Here is a 26275-nt window from a genome sequence, read left to right on the forward strand (position 1 = left end):
CAGGTGATTAGCTGAGCAACAGCCGGCGCAGATGGACCGGCAGGACTTCCGCGCGATACCAGGCGCTGGCGATCGGATCGGTGATCGGCGCGGTGCCTTCACCGGCGGCGGCCAGCACCGGTGCGATGCCGTCCTGGTCAAGCCTCCTGCCGAGCAGCGCCTTCTCCGCCGCCTTGGCGCGCATTGGCCGGTCGGCCATGCAGCCAAGCGCGATCCGCGCCGAGGACACGGTGCCGTCGCCGGCCTGTTCGAGCATGGCGGCGATGCTGAGCACCGAGATGCCTTTCGGCTTGACCCGCGAAACCTTCAGGAAGCGAAAATCGCCAACCTTCGGAAGCGTGAAGCCGACCGAGGTGACGATGGCGCGGCTGCCGTCCCGCTTGGCCAGAAAGGTCTCGATCGGCGTTTCGCCATCGTCGGTACTGACCGTGGCGCCAAGCGCCAGCAGGGCGACAGCGAAATCGCCATAGGGTGCCGGTGCGAACAAATTGCCACCGACGGTCGCCATGTTGCGGATCGCCGGGCCACCGACGGCGCGGGCGGCCCTGGCAAGGGTGCCGAGGTCCGGATGGCGGGCGATCGCCGCCATCGTCACCGAAGCGCCGATGCGGACCTTGCCGCCTGTCACGGTGATGGCCGACAGGGCCGGATCGGTCGAGCGGACGAGACCGGAGACCGAGATATTGCCTTCATTGGCCGCGCGGACCACGAGTGTACCCCCGCCAAGATAGCGCGTGCCAGCGGCCTTCAGCGCTACGTTCGCGTCTTTCACCGTAGCAAAAGTTTGCAGTGCTAGCGCCATGGCCTGGCTCCTGTCAGCTCTGGCCGGCGAAATGGCTCTTCAGGGCGTTGAAGCCACCCTGGAAGACATTAGCACCCATGCCCTCGGCCAGCTTGTCGGCTTCCTCGGGTGCGGCGTCGAAGCTGGCGGTCCATTCGGCATAGGTGCGGTCACCATCGGTCACGCGCCGCAGTTGCAGCGTCGCCTTGTGGTTGGTCAGTGGCTGCGGCGTCTCCAGGATGGAATAGCTGACGAGGAAATTCGCGTCGGAGAAGTCGAGCAGCTTTTCACGGATGCGGGCGCCGCTGGCGAGCTGGAAGTTGCGCACGCAGCCGATCGTGCCGGCGTCCTTGCCGTCCTCGATATGGCTTTCGACCATGCGCGGATGCCAGCTCGGCAGTCCGTTGAAGTCGCGTATGCGCGCCCAGACCTTTTCGACCGGCGCGTCGATGACGCTGGAGATGGTGACTTTCGCCATTCAAATGTTCCCTTGCAAAAACGATCCGGTGCAAGGGTAGGGCGGCCATTTCAGCGGCGCTTATCAATGCGTCTTGAGCGCGTATCAAGGAGTCTGAAAAAGGGTCGACCTCCGGATTTCTTTCTTTGCCACGCTTCAAGCTGCATGAAGCCTTTGATTGCGCCGTTTGCCAGCAGCGATCGTAGGCTGCTGGGTCTGTTTTGCGCCAAGCCACCTCTCGGGGCGCATCCGCCTGGCTAGAGAGGGGCGGTGCTATAGACCGCCCCTTTCTGGACCTCAGTTCCGGCAGTTGGGACTGACAGGGTCATACATTCGTGGGCTCACCCCGAGACACTTGGACGTCGACTCGGCGCCGGCGTTCCCGATGGTCCCTACCTGGACAGGATCCACCATGCCTTTGGCGACGAATGAATCTCGAGTCGCTGGTTCATCCCAGGTATCGAAGTCGCCATTGTCGGCACGTAGACTGTGAACACCGACGAAGGGGGCGGTGTTCGAGTAGGCAGCTTCGCTCACGATCGAGTTCGCCAAAAGGCCGAACACTGCAAGCGAAACCGTACGAGTGATGCGAGTCGTCTGGTTGGAAGCAAAGTACAACATATCATCCTCCTTTTGTTAGTCTCTCGTGATTGAGAAACTGCATGGAGGTTACGAACGGGTCCGGTGCCTTCCGTGAAAAAATGAAGCCCTGATCGTGAAAACTCGAAACCGGAAATTCTGATTTGGCGGGCGGTGGCTGCCGTAAAAGGACTAAAGACCCAAGACGCGATACATGATAATGAGCTAAATTACACGATGTGAGGCGTCGTGACCTATGGTCGGAGCAGTTGAACCAGACACGCGGCCGTACCTAAAGTTGCTGGGCAGGGTTGCCTTGCACGATTGCGATGGGCGCGACCTGACTCCAAGATCCCGAAGGTCTGTCTGCTTACTCGCTTTTCTGGCGCTCCAGCGAGATGGGCATGCTACGCGAGAGAAAATCTGCGGATTGCTATGGAGCAGCAGAGGTGAAGAACAAGCGCGCGACTCGCTTCGCCAAACCTTGGCCGACCTCAGACGCACATTCGGAGAAAGAGCCAAACAGCTCCTTCGAGCCACAAGAGACACGATTGGAATCGATCTGGGAGAACTCCGCGTCGATGTGCGGATAGTCGAACAGATGTTGGCCCAAGGGAACTCCGAAGCAATCCTCTTTGCGGCGGACCATTGGGATGGTGGACTCTTGGAGGGCCTGCTTTCTCCGGACCCCGAATTCGACGCCTGGTTGAGCATCGAGCGGATGCACATAACAGAAATTTTCGTACGTTCGGCTGGCGTGGCTCTTGCGGTCGCTGTTCGAACGGGATGCGAGCCGGACCTTCATAAGCTGGCGGAGTATCTCATTCGAATTGAGCCAACAAACGAGGCTGCTCACTCGGCTTTGATTGGATGGGCGCTAGACAAAGGCAATGCATCCGCAGCACTTCGACGCTATGAGGCATGCCGCGAGGCATTTAGACGCGATCTGGATTCCGAGCCTCCATCGGCTTTGCTGCGGCTCGCCGAGGCCGCGCAGAGTCCCAAGCGCGAAGCTTTGAACCGACAAGCGTCAGGCGGGTCATTGACCTGCCGGCGGCTGCCTTCCGTCGTGTTGGTTGCCAGGCCACCAGTAGGGCCGCCGGAGTTGACCAACGGGCTCGCTGGTTTCCTGTTTGAAGAGCTGGTGGGAGCATTGGGACGATCGCACAGTCTTGCATTGTTGCTCCCAACGCACCCCGGGGAACGCCTCGATGCGACCTACGCGCTCATGATGAATATCTGGGTCGACGAAAGGCGACTGCAGGCTTCCTTCAGATTGAGCAGGAACATCGATAGGACGCATCTGCTTTCGGAGCGAATGGACAATGAAAACCTGGGCATTGTCACAGCGTCGCTGGCGGATTTGGATCGGATTGTCAGCCACGTTGAATACGCAATCGCAACCGACCATCTACAAGCAGGAAAAAAGCTGGATGATGCTTACAGTATATGGTTGGACGCCGACCGATTAACCGAAAGCTTTCGTTCGCGTGATCTCGACGGCGCTGTTTCCATGTTACGTCGAGCCGCCGCCCTGGACCCCGGATTTTCTCGCCCTATCGCAGGGCTCGCTTCCATTCAACTTTGTCAGCCAATGGCAAACCCTAGCAGCGAGGTCACCTCACTTTCGTTCAGCGAAGCACTCGCATTGGCCAAGAATGCCGTGGCGATCGATCCGTGGGACGCCAGGAACCGTGGCGTCCTGGGGTGGGCTTATTACCGCATGGGGCTCTACACCAAGGGAGAAAAGGAATTCAGGCGCGCCGTCGAGCTTGACCCCTATGACCCCGCCGTTTTGATATCCGCTTCCGAGGGACTCGCCTGCTATGGTGACGGCAATGCGGCTGTTACGTATGCAGAGAGGGCGTTTCACCTTCACCCCGCGACGCCAGACTTTTTCCACTTCTTCGGACTTCAAGCATTTGCCATGGCCGGAGCCTATGAACGAGCCCTCGATCATGGCTCAACCCTCTGGTCATTCGGACTGGCCGAGCCGCTGGCATGGAATGCGTTCGCGTTGACCAAGAGTGCCCGCCACGACGAAGCTCATACATCCGCGATTGCATTCCTGAAAATAGTTGAAAAACGTTGGGAAGGCGGATGCTTTAGCCCGGTCGCAGCGATGCAGTGGTTGGATCAGATCACTCTCGTCTCTGATCGGCATAGACGCGAGGAATTTCTGACTTGCCTGGCCAAACTCATTTCAGAAATCACCGGATGCCCGCTTCAGGGACTGCTACCTACACCCCATAATCGTCACGAAACCCAGCTCCTGAAGATAAATATCTAGCGTCCCTTTGTTCTCATTTACCACTGGTATCACGATGTGTACCGTAGATGCATCATCACGAACTACATTGATCTGCAATTGAGCCAATTGCGACGGATCTATACCGGCATCCTCCAAGGCTGCGATTGGATCCGCGACAAAATTCTGAAATTCATCTTGATCAGTGGCCGCTTTGTATATCAGTTTTCCCACCTTTAGACACGCCACGGGGTCTGTTGCAAAAGTGAGCGAGCCGCTTTCGTCCTCACTGCCTCTCTTCACGGTAGGAATGGTCCGAAGCCGCATCTCATACCTCCCTGGTAAGCTTTCAAGCTTCCGTAAGTCCAGAATGAATGGCTCAGAGTAATTTAGGGAACTCTAACACATAAGGCTGTCGGCACAAAGAGGGCGTACTGAATCGGTGAACGGAAATTTCGATTTACTTCATCTGACCCATACCGATGCTCCTGCGGAGTTCATCGTCGCTGCACGGGAGTCCGCTGGCAAAGCCGAGATACTCGGCTCGGGACGGGGTCTGACGCGCGAGACTGCGCTGGCATCCTGTCTCGGCGAAATGGCGGAGCGAGCGGCGGCTTCTCAAATCGACGCTCTTCAGATTATTGAGGCGCGTGCAACCGATCTGCCAGGAAGTTCTATCGCGCCCAACCAATTTTGGCAGTTTTCGGACATCCAACTCCGAGATGGTCCCGATCCAGGTGAATTGATTTCACCGCGCGCATGGTCGGTCGTCAAGGAACATGTCTCCAACTGCACCAGCTGGTGCTTGGCGAAGCCAAATCGCGCTGGCCCAGACGTATTCGTGCCAATCGTCAACGTCGTGCTCGGGGAGGGACCGACAGATAGCAATGGTCTTGCCGCCGGCATTGACCGCTCCACTGCCCAGGTCACCGCGCTGCTGGAACTTGTGGAACGAGATGCAGTCGCTATCTGGTGGTACGGGCGCATAAGACGTCCTTCGGTGCCGCTCGGAACGCTTCATGAACCGGCCCATTCGGATCTGCGACGTTGGCTAGAGCGGCGGCAACGACGCACCTGGCTCCTGGATCTGACGAACGACCTCGGCGTGCCAGTCATCGCCGCCATTTCGGCCGATCAGAACGGCTCAAATATCGCCTATGGCTTCGCAGCGCATTTGTCGGTCCGGCAAGCTAGTCAGTCGGCCGTCTTGGAGATGTTGCAGAGCGAGCTCTCGCTTATCCTCGCCGAGAAGAGGGCGTTGCAGTCCGGTAGGCCAGAAGGCCCAGCCGGACGGTTCTTGTCTTGGTCGCGCTCCGCATCGGTTACACGCATGGCCCACCTCTTGCCCGATCTCGACGCACCTGCCATTCCTTCTACCAGCTCGCCAGCTGCGGATCTGAGCGATGTAGTTGCGAAAAAGACAGGGGCACCAGTAGTATTTGTGGACCTTGATCTGCCGGACGATACATTCAAGGTTGTTCGTGCGTTATCACCTTGCCTCCGGTCATGGCGGCCTAGATTTCGAAGAGGCCGACTTCAGTCTGTACCTCGGACTCTTGGTTGGACGCGCGAGGCATTCGACGAGACCTCTTTTGATGGCAACATCATTCTGATCTAGAACCAGGGATCGCAATCGGCTGATGCTGAAGCCGGTTGGCTCCGCCAGCTAACAAGCGAGAGGTAGCGCCGTCATCTCAACATTGGCGCGCTGCGGCAATTCAATGCCCGCTGGGATGCTCGGCAATTCGGCCGAACGCAAACGAGCTTCCGCTCCGGGTCGATACGCGACGGTCCTGATGGCTATCCCGCACGTTCGGAGAGGGCGCAAATGAGAAATCGCTTCCCGACTGCATTCGATGTCGGCAATACGGTGGGAGTCTGAAAAAGGTGGCGGGCAGGTGGTTCAGGCGATCGCCCGCGCCGCCTCGCGATAAAGCGTCGGCGGCACGCCGACATGGTCGCGGAAGAAGCGCGAGAAATTGCCCTGGGTGGTGAAGCCGAGATTGCAGGCGACCGAGATCAGCGGCTCCTGCGACCATTGCAACTGCCGCACCGCTTCTTCCATGCGCAGCGTGTTCCAGTAGACATTGGGCGTCAGGTTTGTCTGTTCCTTGAACAGGGCGAAGAAGTGCGGCCGCGACAGGCCGACGCTGCGCGCCACCTCGTCGAAGCAGATGCGCTCGCAGACGTTGGCCCTCATCAGCTGGATTGCCTTGCGGACGCGGAAATCCTGCATGGTGTTTATGCGGACGCGGGCCTCTTGCGGCGCCGAGGCGTCGGCGGCATCGAGCAGGCTGTCGATGAAGCGTTCGATCTCATAGTTGGCGACATCGTCGACGCTCTCATTGTCGCTGAGATGATCGAGCAGGTTGGCGGCGGCCTGGTGCAGCCACGGCTCGAGGTTGATTGCCGCCTGCGAGAACAACGGCGCGGATGAAGGCAGGTCGCGGCGGCGGCGAGCCCAGTCCGGATCGATGTAGAAAGCGAGGAACAGGCCCGGCGTGCCATTCTGCGACAGGACGTGGCTGTGCGGCTGGAAGGAGTTGATGCCGGCGGCGGTGCGGGGTCCGAGCCGTACAGTCTCACGGCCGATGGTCATCTCGCCGGCGGTGCCTTCCAGCCAGATGATCAGATGTGCCTCGCCATGGGCGTGGGTGACGAAGTCGCTTGCGACATTGAGGACAGAAACATGTCCGAACCGGCCCCAGTAGAGCCTGATCGCTTCCGTCATGGGTATATCCTCCCGCAGACGACTGGCCTCCCTTCGCCTGCAGTGGGATTGTGCGGCCGGGTTCGGGCGCGCGTCAAGGCGGAGTCGCCATACGAACACCCGCAGCAGGCCATGACAGAGGATTTTCAGACTGAGCGATAGGTACCGGAACGAATAGCGCCCGGGAGCAAGTCGCCTCTCAAACCGAGGCCGTCATGCCGCCGTCGACATAGAGTGTGTGCCCGTTGACGAAGGACGATGCATCGGAGGCCAGGAACACGGCGGCGCCGATCAGCTCGTCGACATTGCCCCAACGCCCGGCCGGCGTGCGTTTTTCCAGCCAGGCGGAAAACTCCGGATTGTCGACCAACGCCTGGTTCATCTCGGTGCGGAAATAGCCGGGCGCGATGGCATTGATCTGCAGGCCGTGTTTCGCCCAGTCGGTGCACATGCCTCTTGTCAGGTTGCGGATCGCGCCCTTGGTCGCGGTGTAGGGCGCGATGTTCGGCCGGGCCAGTTCGCTCTGCACCGAGCCGATGTTGATGATCTTGCCCTTGCCCCGCGGGATCATGTGGCGGGCGACGGCCTTGCCGGCGTGGAAGGCGCCCGACACGTTGGTTCTGAACAGCCGCTCCCATTGTTCCTCGGGAAAGTCCTCGAGCGGAGCGCGGAACTGTATGCCGGCATTGTTGACGAGGATGTCGATAGCGCCGATCTCGGCCTCGATGCGGGCGACGTCAGCGTTCACCGCCTGAAAATCGGTGACATCGAAGACCGAGGCATGCGCCTTGAAGCCGGTATCGCGCAGCTTTTCGACGGCGCTGTCGATCCTGGCGCGGTCGCGGCCGTTGAGCACCACGGCCGCCCCGTGTTCGGCGAGGCCGCGCGCCAGGGCGAAGCCTATGCCCTGGCCGGAGCCGGTCACAAGAGCCAACCGGCCCTCGAGACTGAACAGGGAGTTTGCCATGGAGCGTTTCGGCCTAGTCGCTGCGGCGGAAATTGCGGATGCGGTCGAACAACACCGCCAGCAGAATGGCGCCGCCGATGAACACGCCTTGCCAGAAGGCGTTGATGCCGAGCAGGCCGAGGCTGTTGCGGATCACTTCGATGAGGGCCGCACCGACGATGGCGCCGAAGGCGGTGCCGACGCCGCCGGCAAGGTTGGCGCCGCCGATAACGGTGGCGGCAATCACCTGCAGCTCCATGCCGGTGCCGATGTTGGTGGTGACGGCGCCGAGCCAGCCGGTTTCGATGATGCCGGCGATGCCCGCCGACAGCGCCGAGATCATATAGACCGCAACCTTGATCTGGCGCACGGGTACGCCAGTCAGCGTCGCCGCATGCTCGTTGCCGCCGATGGCGAAGATGTGCCGGCCGAACTTGGTCCAGCGCAGGATGAAGCCGGTGATCAGCGCCAGCACGATGGTGTAGAGCACCGGATTGGCGATGCCGAACAGCCAGGCGCCGCCGCCCAGCGACAGCAGTTTGTCGTGGTCGGGTCCGAACTGGAAGACGACTGTGTTGTTGGAGGCGACCATGGCCAGGCTGCGGGCGATCGACAGCATGCCGAGCGTCACCACGAAGGGTGGAAAGCCGAGATAGGCGATCAGGATGCCGTTGAAGGCGCCGATGGCGAGCGCGGTGGCGATCGAGGCCAGGATGCCAACCTCGATCGAGTAGCCGGCATGCATGGTGATGGCCAGCACCATCGACGACAGGCACAGCACCGAGCCGACCGACAGGTCGATGCCGCCGGTGATGATGACGAAGGTCATGCCGAGCGCGACGATGGCGACGAAGGTGACGTTGCGGGTGATGTTGTAGAGGTTCTTCGAGGTGGCGAAGGCATCGGTGGCGAACGACAGGAACAGGCAGGCGAGGATGACGGCGATCACCACCCAGAAGGTCTGGCTGGCGAACACCCTCGACAGCAAGGTGTGCTGTTTCTGTGCGATCGTCTGGTCAAGGGTGGCTGCCATTATCGACCTTATCTGCTGATGAAACGTGCAATCAAACCTGTTCGATGGCGCCGGTGATCAGTCCGGTGACTTCCTCGGGCGAACTCAACGCGATCGTCTTGTCGGCGACCTTGCGGCCGCGCCGCATGACGATGACGCGATCGGCGACGGTGAAGACGTCGGGCATGCGGTGGCTGATCAGTACGACGGCGATGCCCTGGTCGCGCAGATGGCGGATGAGGTTGAGCACTTCCGCCACCTGCCGCACCGAGATCGCCGCCGTCGGCTCGTCCATCAGCACGATCTTGGCTTGCGACAGCATGGTACGGGCGATCGCCACCGCCTGGCGCTGGCCGCCGGACATCTGCTTGACGAGGTCGCGCGGGCGGGTCTCGGATTTCAGCTCGGCGAAGATCTGGCCGGCGCGCTTGTACATCGCGGCGTAGTCGAGAATGCGGAACGGGCCAACGCCCTTGCGCAGCTCGCGCCCGAGATAGACATTCGCCGCCGCGGTCAGGTTGTTGCACAGGGCGAGGTCCTGATGGACGATCTCGATGCCGTGCTGGCGCGCCTCCACCGGCTTGTGCAGGATCAGTTCCTTGCCGTCCATTTGCATGGCGCCGTGGCTCGGGCGGAAATTGCCGGCGATCATCTTGACCAGCGTCGACTTGCCGGCGCCGTTGTCGCCCATCAGGCCGACCACCTGGCCGGGCTCGATCGACAACGACACGTCGTTGACCGCCTGGATGGCGCCGAAATGCTTCGATATGTTGGTGAGTTCGAGAACCGCCACCAGCCTTCTAGCCTCCCCGTGCTTTGCGACCTGCCGCTGTTCCCGGCGTGGATGCCGGCGCTGCTTTGGCCTCGCTCTCCCCAGCTCCTCCCGGAAACAGCGTTAGCGTTCTTTTACGCAAAAGCCGGCGCGCGTCAATCAATTGTCGGACGAATCAAGGTTGGGACATTTCAAAAATCAGTTTTGTAGGACAAATAGCATTGACGTTGGCGGCGAGCCGATATTAGCTAAGCATCGGAGGAGATTATGCCGATCCCCGCCGGCGGTTCGCCGGGTGGAATCGGCGGAGGTTTATCGGTCGAGGTTCCGGCGGTGTCTGAGCCGGTCCAAAGCCGCATCTGGAAATGCTTATCGATCTGTCTTGGCGACACGAGCGCTCGCGAAACGAACCTCTGTCATCACGCGTCCGGTCGATTTGTGTGGCGGGCACGCCGTGTCCGTCTGTTTCAAGGGAGGACTGAAATGAGGAAATCACTTTTGCTCGCCGCCGCCGCCATGATGGCGCTTGGCGCCGGGCCGGCATTGGCCAAGAAACAGCTCGTCATTGTGGTGAAAGGTCTCGACAATCCGTTCTTCGAAGCCATCCACCAGGGCTGCGAGAAATGGAACAAGGAAAACGCCAGCTCGGAATATGAATGCTTCTACACCGGTCCGGCGTCGACTTCCGACGAAGCCGGCGAGGCGCAGATCGTCCAGGATATGCTGAGCAAGGCCGACACCGTGGCGATGGCGATTTCGCCGTCCAACGCGCCGCTGATCGCGCAGACGATCAAGACCGCCAACCCGACGATCCCGATCATGACCGTCGACGCCGACCTGGCCAAGGCCGACGCGGCTTTGCGCAAGACCTATCTCGGCACCGACAATTACCTGATGGGCCACAAGATCGGCGAATACATCAAGAAGGCCAAGCCGAATGGCGGCACGATCTGCACCATCGAGGGCAACCCGGCGGCCGACAACATCCTGCGCCGCGCGCAAGGCATGCGCGACGCGCTGACGGGCAAGGAAGGCCTCGCGGCACTTGCCGGCGAAGGCGGCTGGACCGAAGTCGCCGGCTGCCCGGTGTTCACCAATGACGACGGCGCCAAGGGCGTGCAGGCGATGACCGACATCCTCGCCGCCAATCCCAAGCTCGATGCATTCGGCATCATGGGCGGCTGGCCGCTGTTCGGCGCACCGCAGCCCTATCGCGATCTGATCGGGCCGCTGAAGGACAAGCTGGCCAGCAACGACTTCGTCATCGGAGCCGCCGACACGATCGGCGACGAGGTGGCGATCGCCAAGGATGGCCTTGTCACCGCTCTGGTCGGCCAGCGGCCGTTCGAAATGGGCTACAAGGCACCGTCGGTGATGATTGATCTGATCAAGGGCACCAAGGTCGCGGATCCGGTGTTCACCGGTCTCGATGAATGCACCAAGGACACGGCCGACACCTGCATCCAGAAGTAGGTTCTCGATCTCGGGGCGCTCGGCAACGGGCGTCCCGTCAATTCCTGAGCGGGACGCAATGGTTGGGGCAACAGGCTCCGGCTTTGGCGCGCCCAGGGTTTGGATTTTTCGGCAACGAGATCGGCGCGCCGCGCAGGTTCGGAACCATTCCGGACGACAGACGGCCGACGTATTGGAACGTGGATGCCGGACGAAAAGTCAAAGAAGCGGGCCAGCCGGACCAGGGCGCAAACCAGTCGCCATCCGGCCGCGGTGCGCACTGCCGGTGCGGCGCATGTGCCTGGAGCGAGCGTCCATGCCTCGCTGGCAAGCGAGATTGGCCTGAGAATCGTGCGTGGCGACTACCCGCCCGGCACGATCCTGCCCAACGAGGCCAAATGGGCGCAAACCTTCAATGTCAGCCGGTCAGCGGTGCGCGAAGCCATCAAGATGCTGATGGCCAAGAGCCTTTTGGCGTCACGCCCCAAGATCGGCAGCTGGGTCGAACCGAAAGAGCGCTGGAACCTGCTCGATCGCGACGTGCTGGCCTGGTACGCGACAGCGCCCGACCGTGAGGCTTTCCTGCGCACCGTGCAGGAGTTCCGCCACATCATCGAACCGGAAGCATCGGCCTTCGCCGCCATGCGGCACAGCGACGAGCAGATGGCCGAGATCAGCCTGGCCTGCCGCGAGATGGGCGAGGCATTGAGCCTGCCGGAGCGCATCCGCGCCGACACGCGGTTCCATCTCGCCATCCTGCGCGCCTCCGGCAACGACCTTCTGGTGCCTCTCGGTGTGCTGATCGAATCGGCGCTCGACCATCTCTTCGCGTTCACGACGCAACAGGTCGGCGATCAGCGCCAGGCACAGAAGCTGCACGAGGCGATCGAGAAGAACATCCGCCTGCGACGTCCGGCAGCCGCGCGCAGCGCCGTGCACAAGCTGCTGGCCAACACCGACGACGGCATAGGACGGTCAAGACGGTGATTGGCGCCCGCGCTTGGCGATCCCTCAAATCGTCTGTTTCTTGCCATCCTTGGTCGGCATCAGGTCGACGCCGTTGACCTTGGCGATGTGCGTGGCCAGCATCGGCACGAACTGCTCCGCCGGACCGGCGGCAAAAGCGCCGGCGAAGGAATTCTTGGTGGCATTGCCGAGCGGGTTGGCAATGCCGGCGGCGCCCGCCATCGATTCGAGATAGGTCAGGTCCTTGAAGGCGTTGGCGATGGAGAATTTGTGGGCGTCGCGGTCGCCCTCCAGCGTCCAGCGCATGAAGGTCTGATAGAAGCCGCAATCCATGCGGCCGTTGCGGATGACGCTGTCGAAGCGCGGCGGCGAGATGCCGACCTTCTCAGCCAGCGCCAGCGCCTCGGAATAGATCGCGGCGTAGCCCAGCGAAATGAAGTTGTTGAGCAGCTTCATGCGGTGGCCGTCGCCGGTGTCGCCGATATGGACGATGCGTCCAGCCCAGGTTTCGAGCACCGGCTTCAGCCGCGCAAAGACCGCGTCCGGCGCGCCGACCATGGCATCGAGCGTGCCTTCCCAGGCTTCCTTCGGCGTGCGGCTCAGCGGCGCATCGACATAGTCGATGCCGAGCGCCTTGAGCTCGGCGGCAATCGCCACCGTCGAGACCGGATCGGAGGTCGAGCAGTCGACGACGACCGAGCCTTTCTTCAAGCCCTCCTTGAGGCCTCCGGGACCGCGAATGATGGCCTCGACCTCGCGTGAGCCCGTGACGCAGATGAAGACGATGTCGGATGCCACTGCCACGTCGCGCGAGGTGGCCGCTTCCGCGGCGCCCCGGCCAAGCAGGTCCTCCGCCGGCTTGCGGTTCTTGCGGCCGAGAAAGGTCAGGCTGTAGCCCTTGTCGACGATGTTCTTGGCGATCCCGTGTCCCATCAGGCCAAGGCCGATGAAGCCGATCTTTTCGCTCGCGGCGGTCGTGTTCATGTCATGTCGTCCTGTTTGCAATGATTGATATTCAGCGCTGCCATTTCGCGGGCGAGGGGTTCAGGCGGGTTTTTGCCGCAGGCGGTGGCAGGTGGTTGCGGAATGCCTTATTGTCTGACAATACACATAAATCTCAGAGGATGTGGAGAGCAAAATGGCGAAACGGATCATGTTCACCGGCGGCAGCGGCAAGGCGGGGCGACATGTCGTGCAATATCTGGTCGAGCAGGGTTGCCAGGTGCTCAACATCGACACCAAGCCGCTCGACAATCCCAAGGTGCGCACGCTGATCACCGACATCACCGACAGCGGCCAGGTGTTCAACGCGCTGTCGAGCTATATGGGCCTGCATGAGTTCGACCCGTCGCTGCGCGCCCAGCCGGTCGATGCCGTGGTGCATTTCGCCGCCATCCCGCGCATCATGATCACACCCGACAATGAAGTGTTCCGCATCAACGCGCTCGGCACCTACAATGTCATCGAGGCGGCGGTGAAGCTCGGCATCCGCAAGGTTGTCATCGCCTCCAGCGAGACGACCTATGGGCTCGTCTTCGCCAACGAGCCGCGCGACCCCAAATATTTCCCGCTCGACGAGGAGTATGACGTCGACCCGATGGACAGCTACGCGCTGTCCAAGATCGTCAACGAGAAGACGGCCCGTGCCTTCGCGCAGCGCAATGGCACCGACATCTATGCCTTGCGCATTGGCAACGTCATCGAGCCGCATGAATACCAGCTGTTTCCGAAATGGTTCGCCGATCCCGGTTTCCGCAAGCGCATCGCCTGGAGCTATGTCGACGCGCGCGACCTCGGCCAGATCACGCTGCGCGCCGTCGAGAAGGATGGCCTTGGCTACCAGGTGTTCAACGCCGCCAATGACGACACCTCGTCCGACCTGCCGACGGCCGAACTCCTGAAGCGGTTCTACCCAAGCGTGCCGGTCAAGGGCGAGCTCGGCGAATACGAGACCCTGCTGTCGAACCGCAAGGCGCGCGACATGCTCGGCTTCCGCCCGGAGCATAGCTGGCGCAAATACGTCAAGGCCGCCTGAGCGCAGGAGTAAATCGGGGTTGAATTGTGCACAGCGGCCGGCTTTGCGGCCCAACCCGCTTGCCGCGCTTGACAGCTTGCCCAAACCGGACTTTCTGGTGCCCATGCGGGACGCGAAGCCGAACAAGGAAAAATCGCCGTCGAAAGCGGCGGCCGCCGAGCGCCAGACCGGTGTTCGCCGGCCCGACGCGGCGCGCATTCCGGGCGCCAGCGTGCATACCTCGCTGGCCAGCGAGATTGGTCTGAGGATCGTGCGCGGCGACTATCCGCCCGGCACCATCCTGCCCAATGAAGCCAAATGGTCGGAGACCTTCAGCGTCAGCCGTTCGGCGGTGCGCGAGGCGATCAAGATGCTGATGGCCAAGAGCCTTTTGGCCTCGCGCCCCAAGATCGGCAGCTGGGTCGAGCCTAAGGAGCGCTGGAATCTCCTCGACCGCGATGTGCTCGCCTGGTACGCGACCTCGCCGGACCGCGAAGTGTTCCTGAAGACCGTGCAGGAGTTTCGCCACATCATCGAGCCGGAAGCGGCCGCGTTTGCCGCCATGCGGCGGACCGACGAGCAGATGGCCGAGATCAGCCAGGCCTGCCGCGAGATGGGCGAGGCGGCAAGCCTGCAGGAGCGCACCCGCGCCGACACCCGGTTCCATCTGGCGATCCTGCGCGCCTCCGGCAACGATCTTCTGGTGCCGCTCGGCGTGCTGATCGAATCCGCGTTCGATCATCTGTTCGCGTTCACCACCCGGGCCGTTGACGATCTCAATCATGCGCAAAAGCTGCATGAGGCGATCGAAAAGAACATCCGGCTGCAGCGCCCGGACGCGGCGCGCAACGCGGTGCGCAAGCTGCTCGCCAACACCGACGGCGTCATCCGATCCAGGTAAGCCGATATCCAGCCCCAGAAGCGGTGCAGTTCCTCGACGATTGCTTTGCCATGGCCGGCGCGGATCCCCGTGGGACGTCTGGAGCCACGGATTTGCCCGCCGTGGCGCTGCTGCGCGCGGCGAATGCGCCGATAGTGGCGCAAACGGCAGCCGGTTTTCGAGACCGCCGACAGGAAACACCTTGACCCGAACCGATACCAGCCAGACGAGCCCCGGCATCGACAGCACCTACGCCTGGATGCGGCTTGCCATCTCGATGTTGCTGGCGACGATCGGCGCCGTCGGCATGTGGGCGGTGGTCGTGGTGCTGCCCGCCGTGCAGGCCGAGTTCGGCGTTGATCGCGCCGCGGCCTCCATGCCCTACACCGCGACCATGGTCGGCTTTGCCGCCGGCAACGTGCTGATCGGCCGCGCCATCGACCGTATGGGCTACTGGATCCCGGCGCTGCTCTCCTCGGTCGCGCTCGTCGCCGGCCTCCTGCTCGCGGCGCTGTCGACCTCGATCCTGCAGTTCACCCTTGCCCAGGGGGTGCTGATCGGTGTCGGCACATCGGTGATCTTCGGGCCGCTGATCGCCGATATCTCGCACTGGTTCAACCGCCGGCGCGGTGTCGCGGTGACTGCGGCGGCGGCCGGCAATTACCTTGCCGGAGCGATCTGGCCGACCATCATGCCGACGCTGATGAAGGCGGAAGGCTGGCGCTTCACCTACGCGGCCATCGGCGTCTTCTGCCTGGTGACCATGGTGCCGCTGGTGCTGATGCTGCGGCGCGGCGCTCCGGAGGCGGCCGCCGCCGGTTCACCGGGGAGCCGGCCGGTACAGCCGATCTCGCTGTCGCCGGCGGCCTTGCAGGTGCTGCTGGTCGTCGCCGGCCTCGGTTGCTGCGTGGCGATGTCGATGCCACAGGTGCATATCGTCGCCTATTGCATGGATCTCGGCTACGGCGTGGCGCACGGCGCCGACATGCTGTCGATCATGATGGCGGGCGGCGTCGTCAGTCGGTTGGCGTCCGGCTTCATTGCCGACCGCATCGGCGGCGTGAAGACGCTGCTGATCGGTTCGGTGCTGCAGTGCCTGTCGTTGCTGTTCTACATTCCCTTCGACGGGCTCGCCTCACTCTATGTCGTGTCGCTGGTGTTCGGCCTGTCGCAAGGCGGCATCGTGCCTTGTTACGCGATCATCGTGCGCGACTACATGCCAGCCAAGGAGGCCGGCCAGCGTATCGGCATCGTCATGATGGCCACCATCTTCGGCATGGCGATCGGCGGCTGGATGTCGGGCTGGATCTACGACCTGACCGGCTCCTATGCCGCGGCCTTCCTCAACGGCATCGCCTGGAATGTGCTGAACCTGTTGGCGATCGGGCTGTTGGTGTGGAGGGCAAGGCGCAGCACCGCCGTGATGGCCATATCGCCAGGGAACAGCGCGGCTTGACAACCATCCAAGGCTGCGCGACCCCAGAAGCCGGGTGGGTGCGGCAACAGGCCGGTTTGGCATGGCGACAGTGGCAAAGACGCTGAACTTGGTTTCGCGAGTGCGTGGCGGCACGGGCCTGCCGCGTGGAGTGCGCCCTTGATCAAGCCGCGCTCACGCCGCGGCGGCGGCCGTCCCACGATTGCCGATGTGGCGCGCAAGGCCGGCGTCGGCGCCATAACCGTGTCGCGCGCCTTGCGCGAGCCGGAGCGTGTCTCGGAAGAGCTGCGCCGCCAGATCCAGGCAGCCGTCGACGAACTCGGCTATGTGCCGGACCCGAATGCGCGGGCGCTGGCGTCGGCGCGCGCCGAGGTGTTCGGCGTGCTGGTGCCGTCGCTTACCAACAACGTCTTTGCCGAGGTGGTGCGCGGCATCTATGACAGCCTGTCGGACAGCCCGTTCCGCATCCAGCTTGGCAACACCCATTATTCCGGCCTCGAGGAAGAGCGGCTGCTGCAGGTGTTCGCGCCGCAACGGCCGGCAGCGCTGATCGTGGCCGGCATCGACCAGACGCCAACCTCGCGGAAATTGCTGGAGAATGCCGGCTGCCCCGTGGTTCAGGTCATGGAGACCGGGCCCGATCCGGTCGACATGATGGTCGGCTTCTCGCATCTCGATGGCGGCAGGGCGGCGACCGAACATCTGATCGAGGCGGGTTACCGCCGGATCGGCTTCATCGGCGCGCGCATGGACCCGCGCTCGCAGCGGCGCCTGGCGGGCTATCGCGCGGCGATGGAGGTCGCAGGCCTGTTCGACCCGCGCCTTGTCACCACCACGCCGGTGCCGTCCAGCGTGTCGCTCGGGCGCGAACTGTTCCGCGACGCGCTGGCCAAGGTGCCGACGCTCGACGCGGTGTTCTGCAACAATGACGACATCGCGCTCGGCGTGCTGTTCGAATGCCATCGCGCCTCGATCGACGTGCCGAAGACGATCGGCATCGTCGGCTTCAACGACCTCGACATGATGCAGGTGGCGTTCCCCTCGATCACCAGCGTCCGCACCCACCGCTATGAGATCGGCAGGCGCGCGGTCGCCATGGCGCTGGCGGCGATCGCCGGCAACAGGCCGGAACAACGGGTCGTCGACCTTGGCTTCGAGCTCAAGCGCCGCGAGAGCTCCGCTCGTTGAAACACACAGAAGCGACTGTGCGAATGCCGGTTTACAGGCCAATTTGGTAGCGCTACCATCCCGGTTGAACAGGTGTGAAAAGTGGAGGGTAGCGCCTGTTTATTATACATAAGTGACAACTAATTCTTGTTTATTATGTATAATATGATAGTTTTCGCCATGCTGGCGGCGACGAGGGGAGGGACCGGGTCGGCCATCACCGGCGACCAAAACGTGCTTGGCAAGGCAGGAGGTGCCGGCCCATCGCGCGAGACTTCGCAAAGCGAAACAACAATCAGAACTGCAACTGGGAGGAATATCGATGATCAAGTCACTTGTTGGTGGCATCGTTGCCGCCACTGCATTCGTCATGTTGAGCTCGTCGGCGATCGCCGCGGGCCCGGAAGTCGTCAAGGGCCCGGCCGCCGAGCCGGATTGCTTCGCACCGTGGGCAGCCGACACGCAGTTCTTCAAGTTTCCCAAGAAGGACGGCCCGTATCGCATCGCGCTTGCCAACGGCTATATCGCCAACACCTGGCGTATCCAGATGGTGCAGACCGCCAAGGCCTATGCGGCACAGAAGGACGTTGCCGCGAAGCTGAAGGAATTCAAGGTCGTATCGACTGGCGAAGATGTGCCGGCGCAGATCTCCGCAATCAACAATTTCATCGATTCCGGCTTTGACGCGATCGTCGTCAACGCACAGAATCCGACCGCGTTCGGGCCGGTCATCAAGCGCGCCAAGGAAGCCGGCGTCGTGCTGGTCGCCTTCGACAACATCCTCGACACCAAGGACGCCATCAACGTTAATGTCGACCAGAAGGGCCTTGGCGAATTGTGGGGCAAGTGGCTGGTCTCGCATGTGCCGAATGGCGGCAAGGTGCTCGAGGTACGCGGCGTTGCCGGCACTTCCGTCGATAAGGACCGTCACGCCGGCATCCATGAGGTCTTCGACGCGTCCGGCAAGAAATGGGACGTCACCGAGGTCGTCGGCAAGTGGGACGATGGCGTGGCCCAGAAAGCGACGGCCGACGCGATCGCCACCAACGGACCCTTCGACGGCATCACCGGGCAAGGCGGCGATACCGGCATCGTGCAGGCGATGATCGATGCCAAGCATCCGTTCGTTCCGTTCGGCGGCGAGACCGAAAACGGCTTCCGCAAATTCTGTGCCGCGCATGCCGGCGACGGATTGAAGTGCTCTTCGGCCGGCACCGGCCCCGCCCAGGTGGCGGTTGCCATCAAGACAGCGATTGCCGCGCTCGAGGGCAATGTCGTGCCGCAATCGGTGAAGCTGCCGCTCGCCATTGTCGAGGACCCGAACTTCAAGGAAGGCCAGGATTTCTTCCCCGACCAGTCCGACAATTTCTTCGTCGGCAACTCCTTCCCGACCTGCGGCATCAATTTCACCGCGCAGGAGATCATGGGCCAGACCAAGGAAAACAAATAGTCTGACCAGCCGATGCCGCGGGAGAAAACCCGCGGCATCGGCTGCCTGAAGTCAATCGCAAATGCCTGGGAGGGCTGATGGACGGCGCGGTTCCGCTCTTGCGCATGGAAGGCATATCCAAGCGCTATGGAGGCGTGCGCGCGCTGGAGAAGGCCGATCTGTCGGTCTCGGCCGGCAGCATCCATGCCATCCTCGGCGAAAACGGCGCCGGCAAATCGACGCTGATCAAGGTCATGGCCGGTGTCGTGGCGCCCGACGAGGGCCGTATGATGCTGGACGGGCGCGAGGTGACCTTCGCTTCACCCGGTGCGGCGAACAAGGCCGGCATCGTCTGCATCTTCCAGGAGCTTTCGCTGGTTCCCGAACTCAGCGTCGCCGACAACATCGTCATTTCCGACCCGCCGAAACGCTTCGGCATGATCGACCGCAAGGCGCAGCGCCGCATCGCGGAAGAGGCGCTGGCGCGCGCGGGTGCTGCCGACATCCATCCGCTGGCGCTGGTCAAGGACCTGCCGCTGTCGCGCCGGCAGATGGTCGAGATCGCCAAGGCGCTGGCACGCAAGCCACGCATCCTCATTCTCGACGAGGCGACCTCGGCGCTGACGGCGGCGGACGTCTCGAAGATCTTCGCAGTGCTGAAGCGGCTGCGCTCCGAGGGGCTGGCGCTGCTCTATATTTCGCACCGCATGAATGAGATCGCCGAACTGGCCGACCAGTGCACAGTGTTCCGCAACGGCCGTAACGTCGCCAGCTATCCGGCTGGCTCGAAGAGCGACAATGAAGTGGTCGAGTTGATGATCGGCCGCGAATACAGCCACATCTTTCCGCCCAAGCCGGCGGCGGCACCCGCCACCGCCGCGCCGGTGCTCGAAGCCCGCAAGCTCTCCTGGGCGGACCGGCTGCACGACATCTCGCTGACCGTCAGGGCCGGCGAGGTGGTCGGCCTCGGTGGCCTCGACGGTCAGGGCCAGCGCGAGTTGCTGCTGGCCTTCTTCGGCGTACTGCGCGGGCTGTCGGGCCAGATCCTCATCGACGGCAAGCCGGTCGCCATCGCCAGCCCGGCGGCCGCGCGGGAAGATAGCATCGGCATGGCGCTCATTCCCGAGGACCGCAAGACCGAAGGCCTGATGCTGCCGATGACGGTGCGCGAAAACCTGTCCTTCGCCGCCCTCGACAGGCTGTCGAAAGCCGGCGTCATCGACCGCGCCGCCGAGCAGCGGCTGATCGACGACATGGTCGGCCTGCTTGCGATCAAGACGGCGGGCCTTGACATTCCCGTCGGCGCGCTGTCGGGCGGCAACCAGCAGAAGGTGGTGATCGCCAAATGGTTGATGCGGCAGCCGCGCATCATCCTGCTCAACGATCCAACGCGCGGCATCGACGTCGGCACCAAACAGGAGCTCTATCTGCTGATGCGCAAGCTCGCCGACGCCGGTGCCGCGATCCTGTTCTATTCGACCGACTATGACGAGCTGATCGGCTGCTGCGATCGCGTGCTTGTGCTCTATGACGGGGCGGTCAAGCGCGAACTGATCGGCGCCGAGATCACCGAGCGGGCGCTGATCGCCAGCGCGCTCAACATCCATGGCGAGGAGAGCCCGGTGAGCCAGGGAGCGGACGCGTGAAGGATTGGCGCTACTGGCTGGCCGAACAGCGCGGGACGTTGCTGGCGCTCGGCATCTTCATCGCCATGTTCGCCATCTACACCTCGAACCATCCGGCGGGCTTCACCGCCAATGTCGTGCAGACGGCGGCGAACAAGGGCGTGCTGCTCGCTTTCGTCGCCATGGCGCAGACGCTGGTGGTGATCACCGCCGGCATCGACTTGTCCGTCGGCATGATCTTCCTTTTGACCAACTGCCTGGCTTCCTGGCTGGTGGTGGGCACGCCGATACAGACGACGCTCGGCGTCATCGCCGTGCTGGCGGTCGGCCTGCTTTGCGGGGCGATCAATGGCGCCATCGTCATCTATGGGCGGCTGCAGCCGATCGTCGCCACCATTGCCACCGGGGCCGTCTATTACGGCATCGGCCTGTTGCTGCGGCCATTCCCCGGCGGTTCCGTCAATGAGACTCTGGCCGATGCGCTGACGGGCCGCGTGTTCGACGTGGTGCCGGCGAGCCTTGTTGCCCTGCTTGCCATCGTGCTGGTGATCTGGGTGCCATTCAGCCGCTCGGTGCTGGGCCGCGCCGCGTATGCGGCGGGATCATCGGAAACCGCGGCCTACATGTCCGGCGTGCCGATCCGGCGCGGCAAGTTCGCAGCCTATGCCCTGGCCGGATTGCTGGCGGCGATCGGCGGACTGTTCCTGACCTTCTTCACCTATACGGGCGATGCGGCCTATGCCAGCGGCAACGCCTACACGCTGTTCTCGATCGCCGCCGTGGTGCTTGGCGGCGTCTCGCTGTTCGGCGGCAAGGGCAGCGCCATCGGCGCCATCTTCGGCGCGCTCGCCTTCCGCACCATCGGCGACCTCCTGTTCGTCTTCGATTTCGATCCGCTCTGGCAGCCTTTGTTCCAGGGGGTTATCCTTTTGGTCGCGGTCAGCCTTGGCGCCTTCGCCCTGTTCAGGGTCCGCAACCGGCTGGAGTGGTTCCTGTGAGCGAGACGACCATTGGCGGTATTGCAGGGCGCATGCCGAAATTCATCCGCCGCGCCGATCCGGCTGTCGTCACCGCCTTTGCCTGCATCGCGCTGCTGCTGTTTCTCGGCAGCCTCTATTCGCGCAGCTTCCTGTCGCCTGAGTATCTGCTGCAACAGCTCAAGGTGGCATCGTTCCTCGGCGTCATCGCCACCGGCATGATGCTGGTCATCCTGCTTGGCCAGATCGACCTGTCGGTGCCGTGGTCGGTGGCTGCGGGTGCGATGATGGCCTGCGCGGCCGCCGCCTATGGTCCGGCCGGCGTGGCGCTGGCGATCCCGTTCGGCATCTTCTGCGGCGTGCTGATCGGCGTCGTCAACGGCGTCGGCGTGGCCTATCTGCGCATCCCCTCGATGATCATCACGCTGGCCACCAACGCCGTCGCGCAAGGGCTTATGGTGGTCTACACCGGCGGCTTCTCGCCACAGGATTCAGCGACGGGCGCGATGCGCTATCTGGCGACCGGCTTCGCCATTCCGGGCGTGCCGAACTCAGTCATCATCTGGGCGCTGATCGGTGCTGCGATGGTGTTCGTGCTGACCCGCACCAGCTTCGGGCGCGCCGTGTACGGCATTGGCAACCGCGAGCGAGCCGCCTATCTCTCGGGCATCGACACGCGGCGTGTGGTGATGATCGCCTTCGCCGTCTCCGGCGGCCTGTCGGCCTTTGGCGGCGTGCTGCTGGCCGGCTATGCCTCCAAGGCGGCGCAGTCGATGGGGGACGCCTATCTCCTGCCGTCGATCGCGGCCGTCGTGCTTGGCGGCACCTCGATCCTTGGCGGGCGCGGCTCCTATCTCGGCACCGTCGCCGGCGTCATCCTGATCACGCTGCTGCAGTCCATTCTTTCAGTCATGCAGATGCCGGAGGCGGGGCGGCAGATCATCTATGGCGTCGTCATCGTCGCCATGCTGTTGCTCTACGGCCGCGCGCCAGCAAGCCGCTGACAGTGGACGAAAAGCCAGCAAAGGCGCCGACGGGCGCTCCCGGTCCGGTGCCTCCGGCCATCGTGGTGATGGGTGTCGCTGGCTGCGGCAAGTCAGCCGTCGGCACCGCGCTGGCGGCCGCGCTGGGCGCCGTGTTCGTCGAGGGCGACAGGCTGCATCCAGCCGAAAACGTCGCCCGCATGGCAAGCGGCGAGCCGCTCACCGATCAATTGCGCGAAGGCTGGCTCGACGCGATCGGCGGGCGCATCGCGACGCTGGCGGGGCAGGGGCAAGGGGTGGTTGCCGCCTGCTCGGCGCTGAAGCGCAGCTATCGCACGCGTTTGAGCGGCTTCCGGCAGGATATCGTCTTCCTCTATCTGGAGATCGACCCTGCCACCGCGCGGCGGCGTGTCGGCAAGCGCAAGGGCCATTTCATGCCGGCGAGCCTTGTCGACAGCCAGTTCGCCATCCTCGAGCCGCCGGCGGTGGATGAGCGGGCCTTGACGCTCGACGCGACGCGCCCGGTCAGCGAACTCGTCGCCGCCGCGGTCCGTTGGATACACCGGTCATGAGCCTTCATCATCAGTGCCGAGGCCGGTGCTGTCCTGGCGCTCGGTCTGCCGCTGGTGGCGGGACCACGACATCATCTGCTCGGGGTAAAGCTTCAGGGCCTCGAGCAGGCGGTCGCGCTTGAGCAGGATGTAACGCGCCTGCAACGCCATGCTCTTGGCACCGTCCCTGGCCATGCCCGCTGCCGAGACAGTCGATGGCGCCGGCACCAGCTCCTGGCTCAGGACGGCCAGGTATTCATGGAAGGGAACCACTTCGAAAGTCGACATGGCAAACATCGCTGTCTTGCCCCTGGCGGCGAAATTCGCCGGTGCCGAGGCGAGGTGCGTCCAGCCGTTTTCGCCCATGGCGATCTCTGCGAAGGTCGAGCCGGCATGGATGGTGTTGGTCATCATCACCACACCATTTTCCTTCAGGATCTTCTGGATGCGGATCGTGACCTGGTAGGCGCCGTCGCGGTCGAAGACGATCCGACTTTTGAGGAACCGGTTCTCGACATTGACCAGCGGCGGGTTCAGGAAGCGCCGGCCGAATGCCGTTTCGGAAACACCGTGCGTGTTGACGCTCACCTGATGCGCTTGGACACCGGCTTCGTGCAGGGCGCGCTTGCCGATGATAGTCTGGGCGGTGAACTGATCGCACCAGAGGATGGCGCCTTGGCCGCGCAGCAAAGCTGACCGCAGCCCGTCGAGCCCCTCCAGGCGGATCGTCGGCGACCAGCGGCCAGGGACCAGATGCGCGGCCAGCTGCAGGTGGCGGCGATGGCGTGCCGCCAGCAACGCCTCGAACAGCTTGCGCGGATCGATGCCGTCGCCAAGCACCGCGCGTGTGGCGGCGGCATAGTCCAGAAATTCCTTGAGCATATGGCGCTTGAGGCGAAACCTCGACACCCGGTCGCAGACCGGTGCCCACCAGCGCACCGGCAGCGCCGCCGCCACCGCGATATAGAAGACCGACAGCAGGCTTTCGCGAAGATCCCTGTTCGAGAAACGGCGAAGCCTGCCAGGGCGGACCAGCTTGCGGCTGAAGAAGCGGACATCCTCGGCATGGTCGGGGGCGAAGACGTCGGCGATGATTTCAGTACGGAAGGTGGCTGCCGATGGCAGCTTGCGGTTGCGGAATTTTGCGAACCACGACAGCCTCATCGGTCTATCCTGTTCTTCGAAACCCGCTGTACCGCGTCGGCATGGGCCGCGCAACCTTGCGACGGCGAACGCTGCGCGATGGCCTAGATTTGTGACGTCAGCTCGACCGGGAAATCATCATTGTCGGCATCGCGCATGGCGGCGAGGCTGCGATTGTCCAGCACCTCGGCGATCGCCTGGCGCACCTCCAGCATCATGTGCCGGACCTGGCAGGTCGCCTCGTCGCAGTCCTCGCAGCGCTGATACTGCGTGCGGCTGGCGCATGGGATCGGCGCCAGCGGCCCGTCAAGCACGCGCACGACATGGCCGATCTTGATTTCGGAAGCTGGCCGGGCGAGGCGGTAGCCGCCCTCCTTGCCCTTGCGGCTCTGTACGAAGCCTGCGTTGCGCAACTCGCCAAGGATGGCATCCAGGAATTTTTTCGGGATGTTGTTGGCGACCGCGATGTCATTGACGAATGCGAGTTGGCCGGCCGGCAGGCCAGACAGATGCACGAGGGCCTTGAGGCCGTATTTGCCTTTTTTCGTCAGCATGCCCGAGTCAACCCATAAAGCCCCAACCACTCGCCTCTGGCGGCTGTTTGTGTGCAAATGATGACGCTTTGATCACACGATGATGTTTCGCCAAAAACAAGCCGTCCGATGGCACATTAGGCACAAACGCGTTGATTCTTTGTAACGTCTTGCACGGATGACGCCGATATTTCGATCGAAACCGGGTTTCCGGCATATGGAGCGAAAAAAAGCCGGCAAAGCGCCGGCTTCCTCGCTGATCGCGGATGTTGCCGATGTCAGCGGCTGCCGTAGGTCTGGTCGAGCAGGCCGCCGGCGGCGAAATGCTCCTTCTGGATCTTGTCCCAGCCGCCGAAGACGTCTTCCACCGTCAGCAGGCGGACATCGGGAAACTGGGCCTTGTATTTGGCGGCGACGGCTGCGTCACGGACCCGGTTGCCGTTCTGGGCGAGGATGTCCTGGCCTTCAGGCGTGTAGAGGAAGTCGAGATAGGTCTTGGCGAGATCGCGGGTGCCGTGCTCGTCAGCGACCTTGTCGACGATCGCCACCGGGAACTCGGCCAGCAGGCTGACCGAAGGCGTGACCTGCTCGAACTTGTCATCGCCATATTCCTTGCGGATGCCGCGTGTCTCCGACTCGAAGGTGATCAGCACGTCGCCGATCTCGCGCTGCACGAAGGTGGTGGTCGCGGCGCGGCCGCCGGTGTCGAAGATCGGCACGTTGTTGAACAGCTTGGTGATGAATTCCTTCACCTTGGCGTCGTCGCCCTTGAAGGCTTCCTTGGCGTAGGCGGTTGCCGCCAGATAGGTGTAGCGCGCATTGCCCGAGGTTTTCGGGTTGGGGAAGATCACCTGCACGTCGTCGCGCACGAGATCGTTCCAGTCCTTGATGTGCTTGGGATTGCCGGCGCGAACCAGGAAGGACGGCAGCGAATAGAAAGGCGAGGCGTTGTCGGGGAAATCCTTCTGCCAGTCGGCGGAGACGAGACCTTTCTTGACCAGGAAGTCGATGTCGGTGACCTGGTTGAAAGTGACGACATCGGCGCCAAGGCCCTCGGCGATGGCGCGTGCCTGCGCCGAGGTGCCGGCATGCGACTGGTCGACGGTGACGCCCGGATGGCCTGCTATGAAGGCCTTGTTGACCTGAACGAACAGTTCGCGGCCGACATCATAGGAAGCGTTGAGCAGTTTGTCGGCCGACCAGGCTTGGGAGGATGCGAGGAACAGGCCGGCGACGGTGGCAACGCCAAGGAGAAATCGCTTCATGAAAATCGGCTCCGGATGCAATGCGTTTATGGCCCGAAGATAGTCGTGATGCATGGCGCGCGACGAGGCACACTCGGCGGTTCCGTGGCCATGGCGCGAGAAAAGACATCGCCGAAGCAGCCGGTTGTTAGGATTTCCTTCCAGTTGAAGTCTTTTCGAGGCCCCCGGCCGGCGCAATGACGCCCCTTGCGCGCACAATCCTTCTGGAAGCGATGGGCCGGCTGAGAGATCAAGCGGCCGGGAAGAGCTTCCATCGGCCTGGCCGGAAGGCGACGCGGCTTTTCTGTGCGGCGGGATGGTCGACGGGCAGTTCGATCTCGACCCGCTGGCGGTCGCCGCCGATTTCGAGC

General features: G+C 62.9%; 23 protein-coding genes and 1 pseudogene. 13 read left to right on the top strand and 11 right to left on the bottom strand.

Annotated elements, in window-relative coordinates; translation table 11 throughout:
* Positions 1–7 precede the first annotated feature (7 nt).
* Positions 8–802 (bottom strand): FAD binding domain-containing protein, encoded by a 795-nt coding sequence (locus OOJ09_RS22455; RefSeq protein ID WP_269907294.1) that lies wholly within the window; start codon positions 800–802, stop codon positions 8–10.
* Between the two features lie 13 nt (positions 803–815).
* Entirely contained in the window at positions 816–1259 is a 444-nt protein-coding gene (locus tag OOJ09_RS22460) for an SRPBCC family protein (RefSeq protein WP_269907295.1), read from the bottom strand.
* Between the two features lie 1159 nt (positions 1260–2418).
* On the opposite strand from OOJ09_RS22460, the gene OOJ09_RS22465 reads away from it, so the two are divergent.
* Together OOJ09_RS22465 and OOJ09_RS22470 are read left to right on the top strand one after the other, a co-directional pair.
* Complete coding sequence (locus OOJ09_RS22465) at positions 2419–4107, top strand: BTAD domain-containing putative transcriptional regulator (RefSeq protein ID WP_269907296.1); 1689 nt, start codon at positions 2419–2421, stop codon at positions 4105–4107.
* Positions 4108–4507: 400 nt separating this feature from the next.
* Positions 4508–5683: a YcaO-like family protein gene (locus OOJ09_RS22470; protein ID WP_269907297.1), complete on the top strand. Its 1176-nt coding sequence runs from the start codon at positions 4508–4510 to the stop codon at positions 5681–5683.
* Positions 5684–5968: 285 nt separating this feature from the next.
* Here the strand turns inward: OOJ09_RS22470 and OOJ09_RS22475 are convergent, their stop codons facing one another.
* From OOJ09_RS22475 to OOJ09_RS22490, 4 genes are all read right to left on the bottom strand, one after another.
* Positions 5969–6796: an AraC family transcriptional regulator gene (locus OOJ09_RS22475; protein ID WP_269907298.1), complete on the bottom strand. Its 828-nt coding sequence runs from the start codon at positions 6794–6796 to the stop codon at positions 5969–5971.
* A gap of 178 nt (positions 6797–6974) precedes the next feature.
* Positions 6975–7742, bottom strand: a complete 768-nt coding sequence (locus OOJ09_RS22480; protein ID WP_269907299.1) for an SDR family oxidoreductase — start codon at positions 7740–7742, stop codon at positions 6975–6977.
* Positions 7743–7755: 13 nt separating this feature from the next.
* Positions 7756–8754, bottom strand: coding sequence for an ABC transporter permease (locus OOJ09_RS22485; RefSeq protein WP_269907300.1), 999 nt, complete (start codon positions 8752–8754; stop codon positions 7756–7758).
* Between the two features lie 31 nt (positions 8755–8785).
* Positions 8786–9526, bottom strand: a complete 741-nt coding sequence (locus OOJ09_RS22490) for an ATP-binding cassette domain-containing protein (RefSeq protein WP_269907301.1) — start codon at positions 9524–9526, stop codon at positions 8786–8788.
* Between the two features lie 462 nt (positions 9527–9988).
* Here OOJ09_RS22490 and OOJ09_RS22495 point away from each other — a divergent pair, with 462 nt between their 5' ends.
* On the top strand, positions 9989–10978 hold the full coding sequence (locus tag OOJ09_RS22495) for a substrate-binding domain-containing protein (protein ID WP_269907302.1): 990 nt from the start codon (positions 9989–9991) through the stop codon (positions 10976–10978).
* Between the two features lie 183 nt (positions 10979–11161).
* On the top strand, positions 11162–11944 hold the full coding sequence (locus OOJ09_RS22500; protein WP_269907303.1) for a FadR/GntR family transcriptional regulator: 783 nt from the start codon (positions 11162–11164) through the stop codon (positions 11942–11944).
* 24 nt (positions 11945–11968) lie between these two features.
* On the opposite strand, the gene OOJ09_RS22505 is transcribed toward OOJ09_RS22500, so the two are convergent.
* Positions 11969–12907, bottom strand: coding sequence for an NAD(P)-dependent oxidoreductase (locus OOJ09_RS22505; RefSeq protein WP_269907304.1), 939 nt, complete (start codon positions 12905–12907; stop codon positions 11969–11971).
* Between the two features lie 154 nt (positions 12908–13061).
* Between OOJ09_RS22505 and OOJ09_RS22510 the strand changes: the two genes are divergently transcribed.
* From OOJ09_RS22510 to OOJ09_RS22550, 9 genes are all read left to right on the top strand, one after another.
* Positions 13062–13958: an NAD-dependent epimerase/dehydratase family protein gene (locus OOJ09_RS22510; protein WP_269907305.1), complete on the top strand. Its 897-nt coding sequence runs from the start codon at positions 13062–13064 to the stop codon at positions 13956–13958.
* A gap of 103 nt (positions 13959–14061) precedes the next feature.
* On the top strand, positions 14062–14838 hold the full coding sequence (locus tag OOJ09_RS22515) for a FadR/GntR family transcriptional regulator (protein ID WP_269907324.1): 777 nt from the start codon (positions 14062–14064) through the stop codon (positions 14836–14838).
* 181 nt (positions 14839–15019) lie between these two features.
* Complete coding sequence (locus tag OOJ09_RS22520; protein WP_269907306.1) at positions 15020–16273, top strand: MFS transporter; 1254 nt, start codon at positions 15020–15022, stop codon at positions 16271–16273.
* 138 nt (positions 16274–16411) lie between these two features.
* Positions 16412–17440, top strand: a complete 1029-nt coding sequence (locus OOJ09_RS22525; protein ID WP_269907307.1) for a LacI family DNA-binding transcriptional regulator — start codon at positions 16412–16414, stop codon at positions 17438–17440.
* A gap of 301 nt (positions 17441–17741) precedes the next feature.
* The gene (locus OOJ09_RS22530; RefSeq protein WP_269907308.1) at positions 17742–18869 is read left to right on the top strand and encodes a sugar ABC transporter substrate-binding protein; all 1128 of its coding nucleotides are present in this window, start codon (positions 17742–17744) and stop codon (positions 18867–18869) included.
* A 77-nt stretch (positions 18870–18946) separates the two neighbouring features.
* The gene (locus tag OOJ09_RS22535) at positions 18947–20494 is read left to right on the top strand and encodes a sugar ABC transporter ATP-binding protein (protein WP_269907309.1); all 1548 of its coding nucleotides are present in this window, start codon (positions 18947–18949) and stop codon (positions 20492–20494) included.
* Positions 20491–21471: an ABC transporter permease gene (locus OOJ09_RS22540; RefSeq protein WP_269907310.1), complete on the top strand. Its 981-nt coding sequence runs from the start codon at positions 20491–20493 to the stop codon at positions 21469–21471. The genes OOJ09_RS22535 and OOJ09_RS22540 overlap by 4 nt, the downstream gene beginning before the upstream one ends.
* The gene (locus tag OOJ09_RS22545) at positions 21468–22454 is read left to right on the top strand and encodes an ABC transporter permease (RefSeq protein ID WP_269907311.1); all 987 of its coding nucleotides are present in this window, start codon (positions 21468–21470) and stop codon (positions 22452–22454) included. Before OOJ09_RS22540 ends, OOJ09_RS22545 begins: the two co-directional genes overlap by 4 nt.
* 2 nt (positions 22455–22456) lie before the next feature.
* Complete coding sequence (locus OOJ09_RS22550; RefSeq protein WP_269907312.1) at positions 22457–23005, top strand: gluconokinase; 549 nt, start codon at positions 22457–22459, stop codon at positions 23003–23005.
* Here the strand turns inward: OOJ09_RS22550 and OOJ09_RS22555 are convergent.
* The 4 genes and pseudogenes from OOJ09_RS22555 to OOJ09_RS22570 all read right to left on the bottom strand — a co-directional run.
* The gene (locus OOJ09_RS22555; RefSeq protein ID WP_269907313.1) at positions 23000–24148 is read right to left on the bottom strand and encodes a hypothetical protein; all 1149 of its coding nucleotides are present in this window, start codon (positions 24146–24148) and stop codon (positions 23000–23002) included. The two genes, OOJ09_RS22550 and OOJ09_RS22555, sit on opposite strands and share 6 nt — an antisense overlap.
* An 83-nt stretch (positions 24149–24231) precedes the next feature.
* A complete protein-coding gene (locus tag OOJ09_RS22560) occupies positions 24232–24681 on the bottom strand; it encodes an RrF2 family transcriptional regulator (protein ID WP_013530871.1) in 450 nt (149 codons plus the stop codon).
* A gap of 257 nt (positions 24682–24938) precedes the next feature.
* On the bottom strand, positions 24939–25925 hold the full coding sequence (locus OOJ09_RS22565; RefSeq protein WP_269907314.1) for a sulfate ABC transporter substrate-binding protein: 987 nt from the start codon (positions 25923–25925) through the stop codon (positions 24939–24941).
* A gap of 229 nt (positions 25926–26154) precedes the next feature.
* Positions 26155–26275 (bottom strand): annotated as a pseudogene (locus tag OOJ09_RS22570) (sulfate ABC transporter ATP-binding protein); the annotation flags it as partial.

Origin of the sequence: Mesorhizobium qingshengii (assembly GCF_027563465.1) — a bacterium.
Taxonomy (GTDB): domain Bacteria; phylum Pseudomonadota; class Alphaproteobacteria; order Rhizobiales; family Rhizobiaceae; genus Mesorhizobium; species Mesorhizobium qingshengii_A.

Coding starts and splice junctions, on each gene's coding strand:
- OOJ09_RS22460 (WP_269907295.1), bottom strand. CDS start 1,259: ATGGCGAAAGTCACCATCTCCAGCGTCATCGACGCGCCGGTCGAAAAG.
- OOJ09_RS22505 (WP_269907304.1), bottom strand. CDS start 12,907: ATGAACACGACCGCCGCGAGCGAAAAGATCGGCTTCATCGGCCTTGGC.
- OOJ09_RS22530 (WP_269907308.1), top strand. CDS start 17,742: ATGATCAAGTCACTTGTTGGTGGCATCGTTGCCGCCACTGCATTCGTC.
- OOJ09_RS22510 (WP_269907305.1), top strand. CDS start 13,062: ATGGCGAAACGGATCATGTTCACCGGCGGCAGCGGCAAGGCGGGGCGA.
- OOJ09_RS22565 (WP_269907314.1), bottom strand. CDS start 25,925: ATGAAGCGATTTCTCCTTGGCGTTGCCACCGTCGCCGGCCTGTTCCTC.
- OOJ09_RS22500 (WP_269907303.1), top strand. CDS start 11,162: ATGCCGGACGAAAAGTCAAAGAAGCGGGCCAGCCGGACCAGGGCGCAA.
- OOJ09_RS22555 (WP_269907313.1), bottom strand. CDS start 24,148: ATGAGGCTGTCGTGGTTCGCAAAATTCCGCAACCGCAAGCTGCCATCG.
- OOJ09_RS22480 (WP_269907299.1), bottom strand. CDS start 7,742: ATGGCAAACTCCCTGTTCAGTCTCGAGGGCCGGTTGGCTCTTGTGACC.
- OOJ09_RS22455 (WP_269907294.1), bottom strand. CDS start 802: ATGGCGCTAGCACTGCAAACTTTTGCTACGGTGAAAGACGCGAACGTA.
- OOJ09_RS22485 (WP_269907300.1), bottom strand. CDS start 8,754: ATGGCAGCCACCCTTGACCAGACGATCGCACAGAAACAGCACACCTTG.
- OOJ09_RS22475 (WP_269907298.1), bottom strand. CDS start 6,796: ATGACGGAAGCGATCAGGCTCTACTGGGGCCGGTTCGGACATGTTTCT.
- OOJ09_RS22465 (WP_269907296.1), top strand. CDS start 2,419: ATGTTGGCCCAAGGGAACTCCGAAGCAATCCTCTTTGCGGCGGACCAT.
- OOJ09_RS22515 (WP_269907324.1), top strand. CDS start 14,062: ATGCGGGACGCGAAGCCGAACAAGGAAAAATCGCCGTCGAAAGCGGCG.
- OOJ09_RS22495 (WP_269907302.1), top strand. CDS start 9,989: ATGAGGAAATCACTTTTGCTCGCCGCCGCCGCCATGATGGCGCTTGGC.
- OOJ09_RS22535 (WP_269907309.1), top strand. CDS start 18,947: ATGGACGGCGCGGTTCCGCTCTTGCGCATGGAAGGCATATCCAAGCGC.
- OOJ09_RS22560 (WP_013530871.1), bottom strand. CDS start 24,681: ATGCTGACGAAAAAAGGCAAATACGGCCTCAAGGCCCTCGTGCATCTG.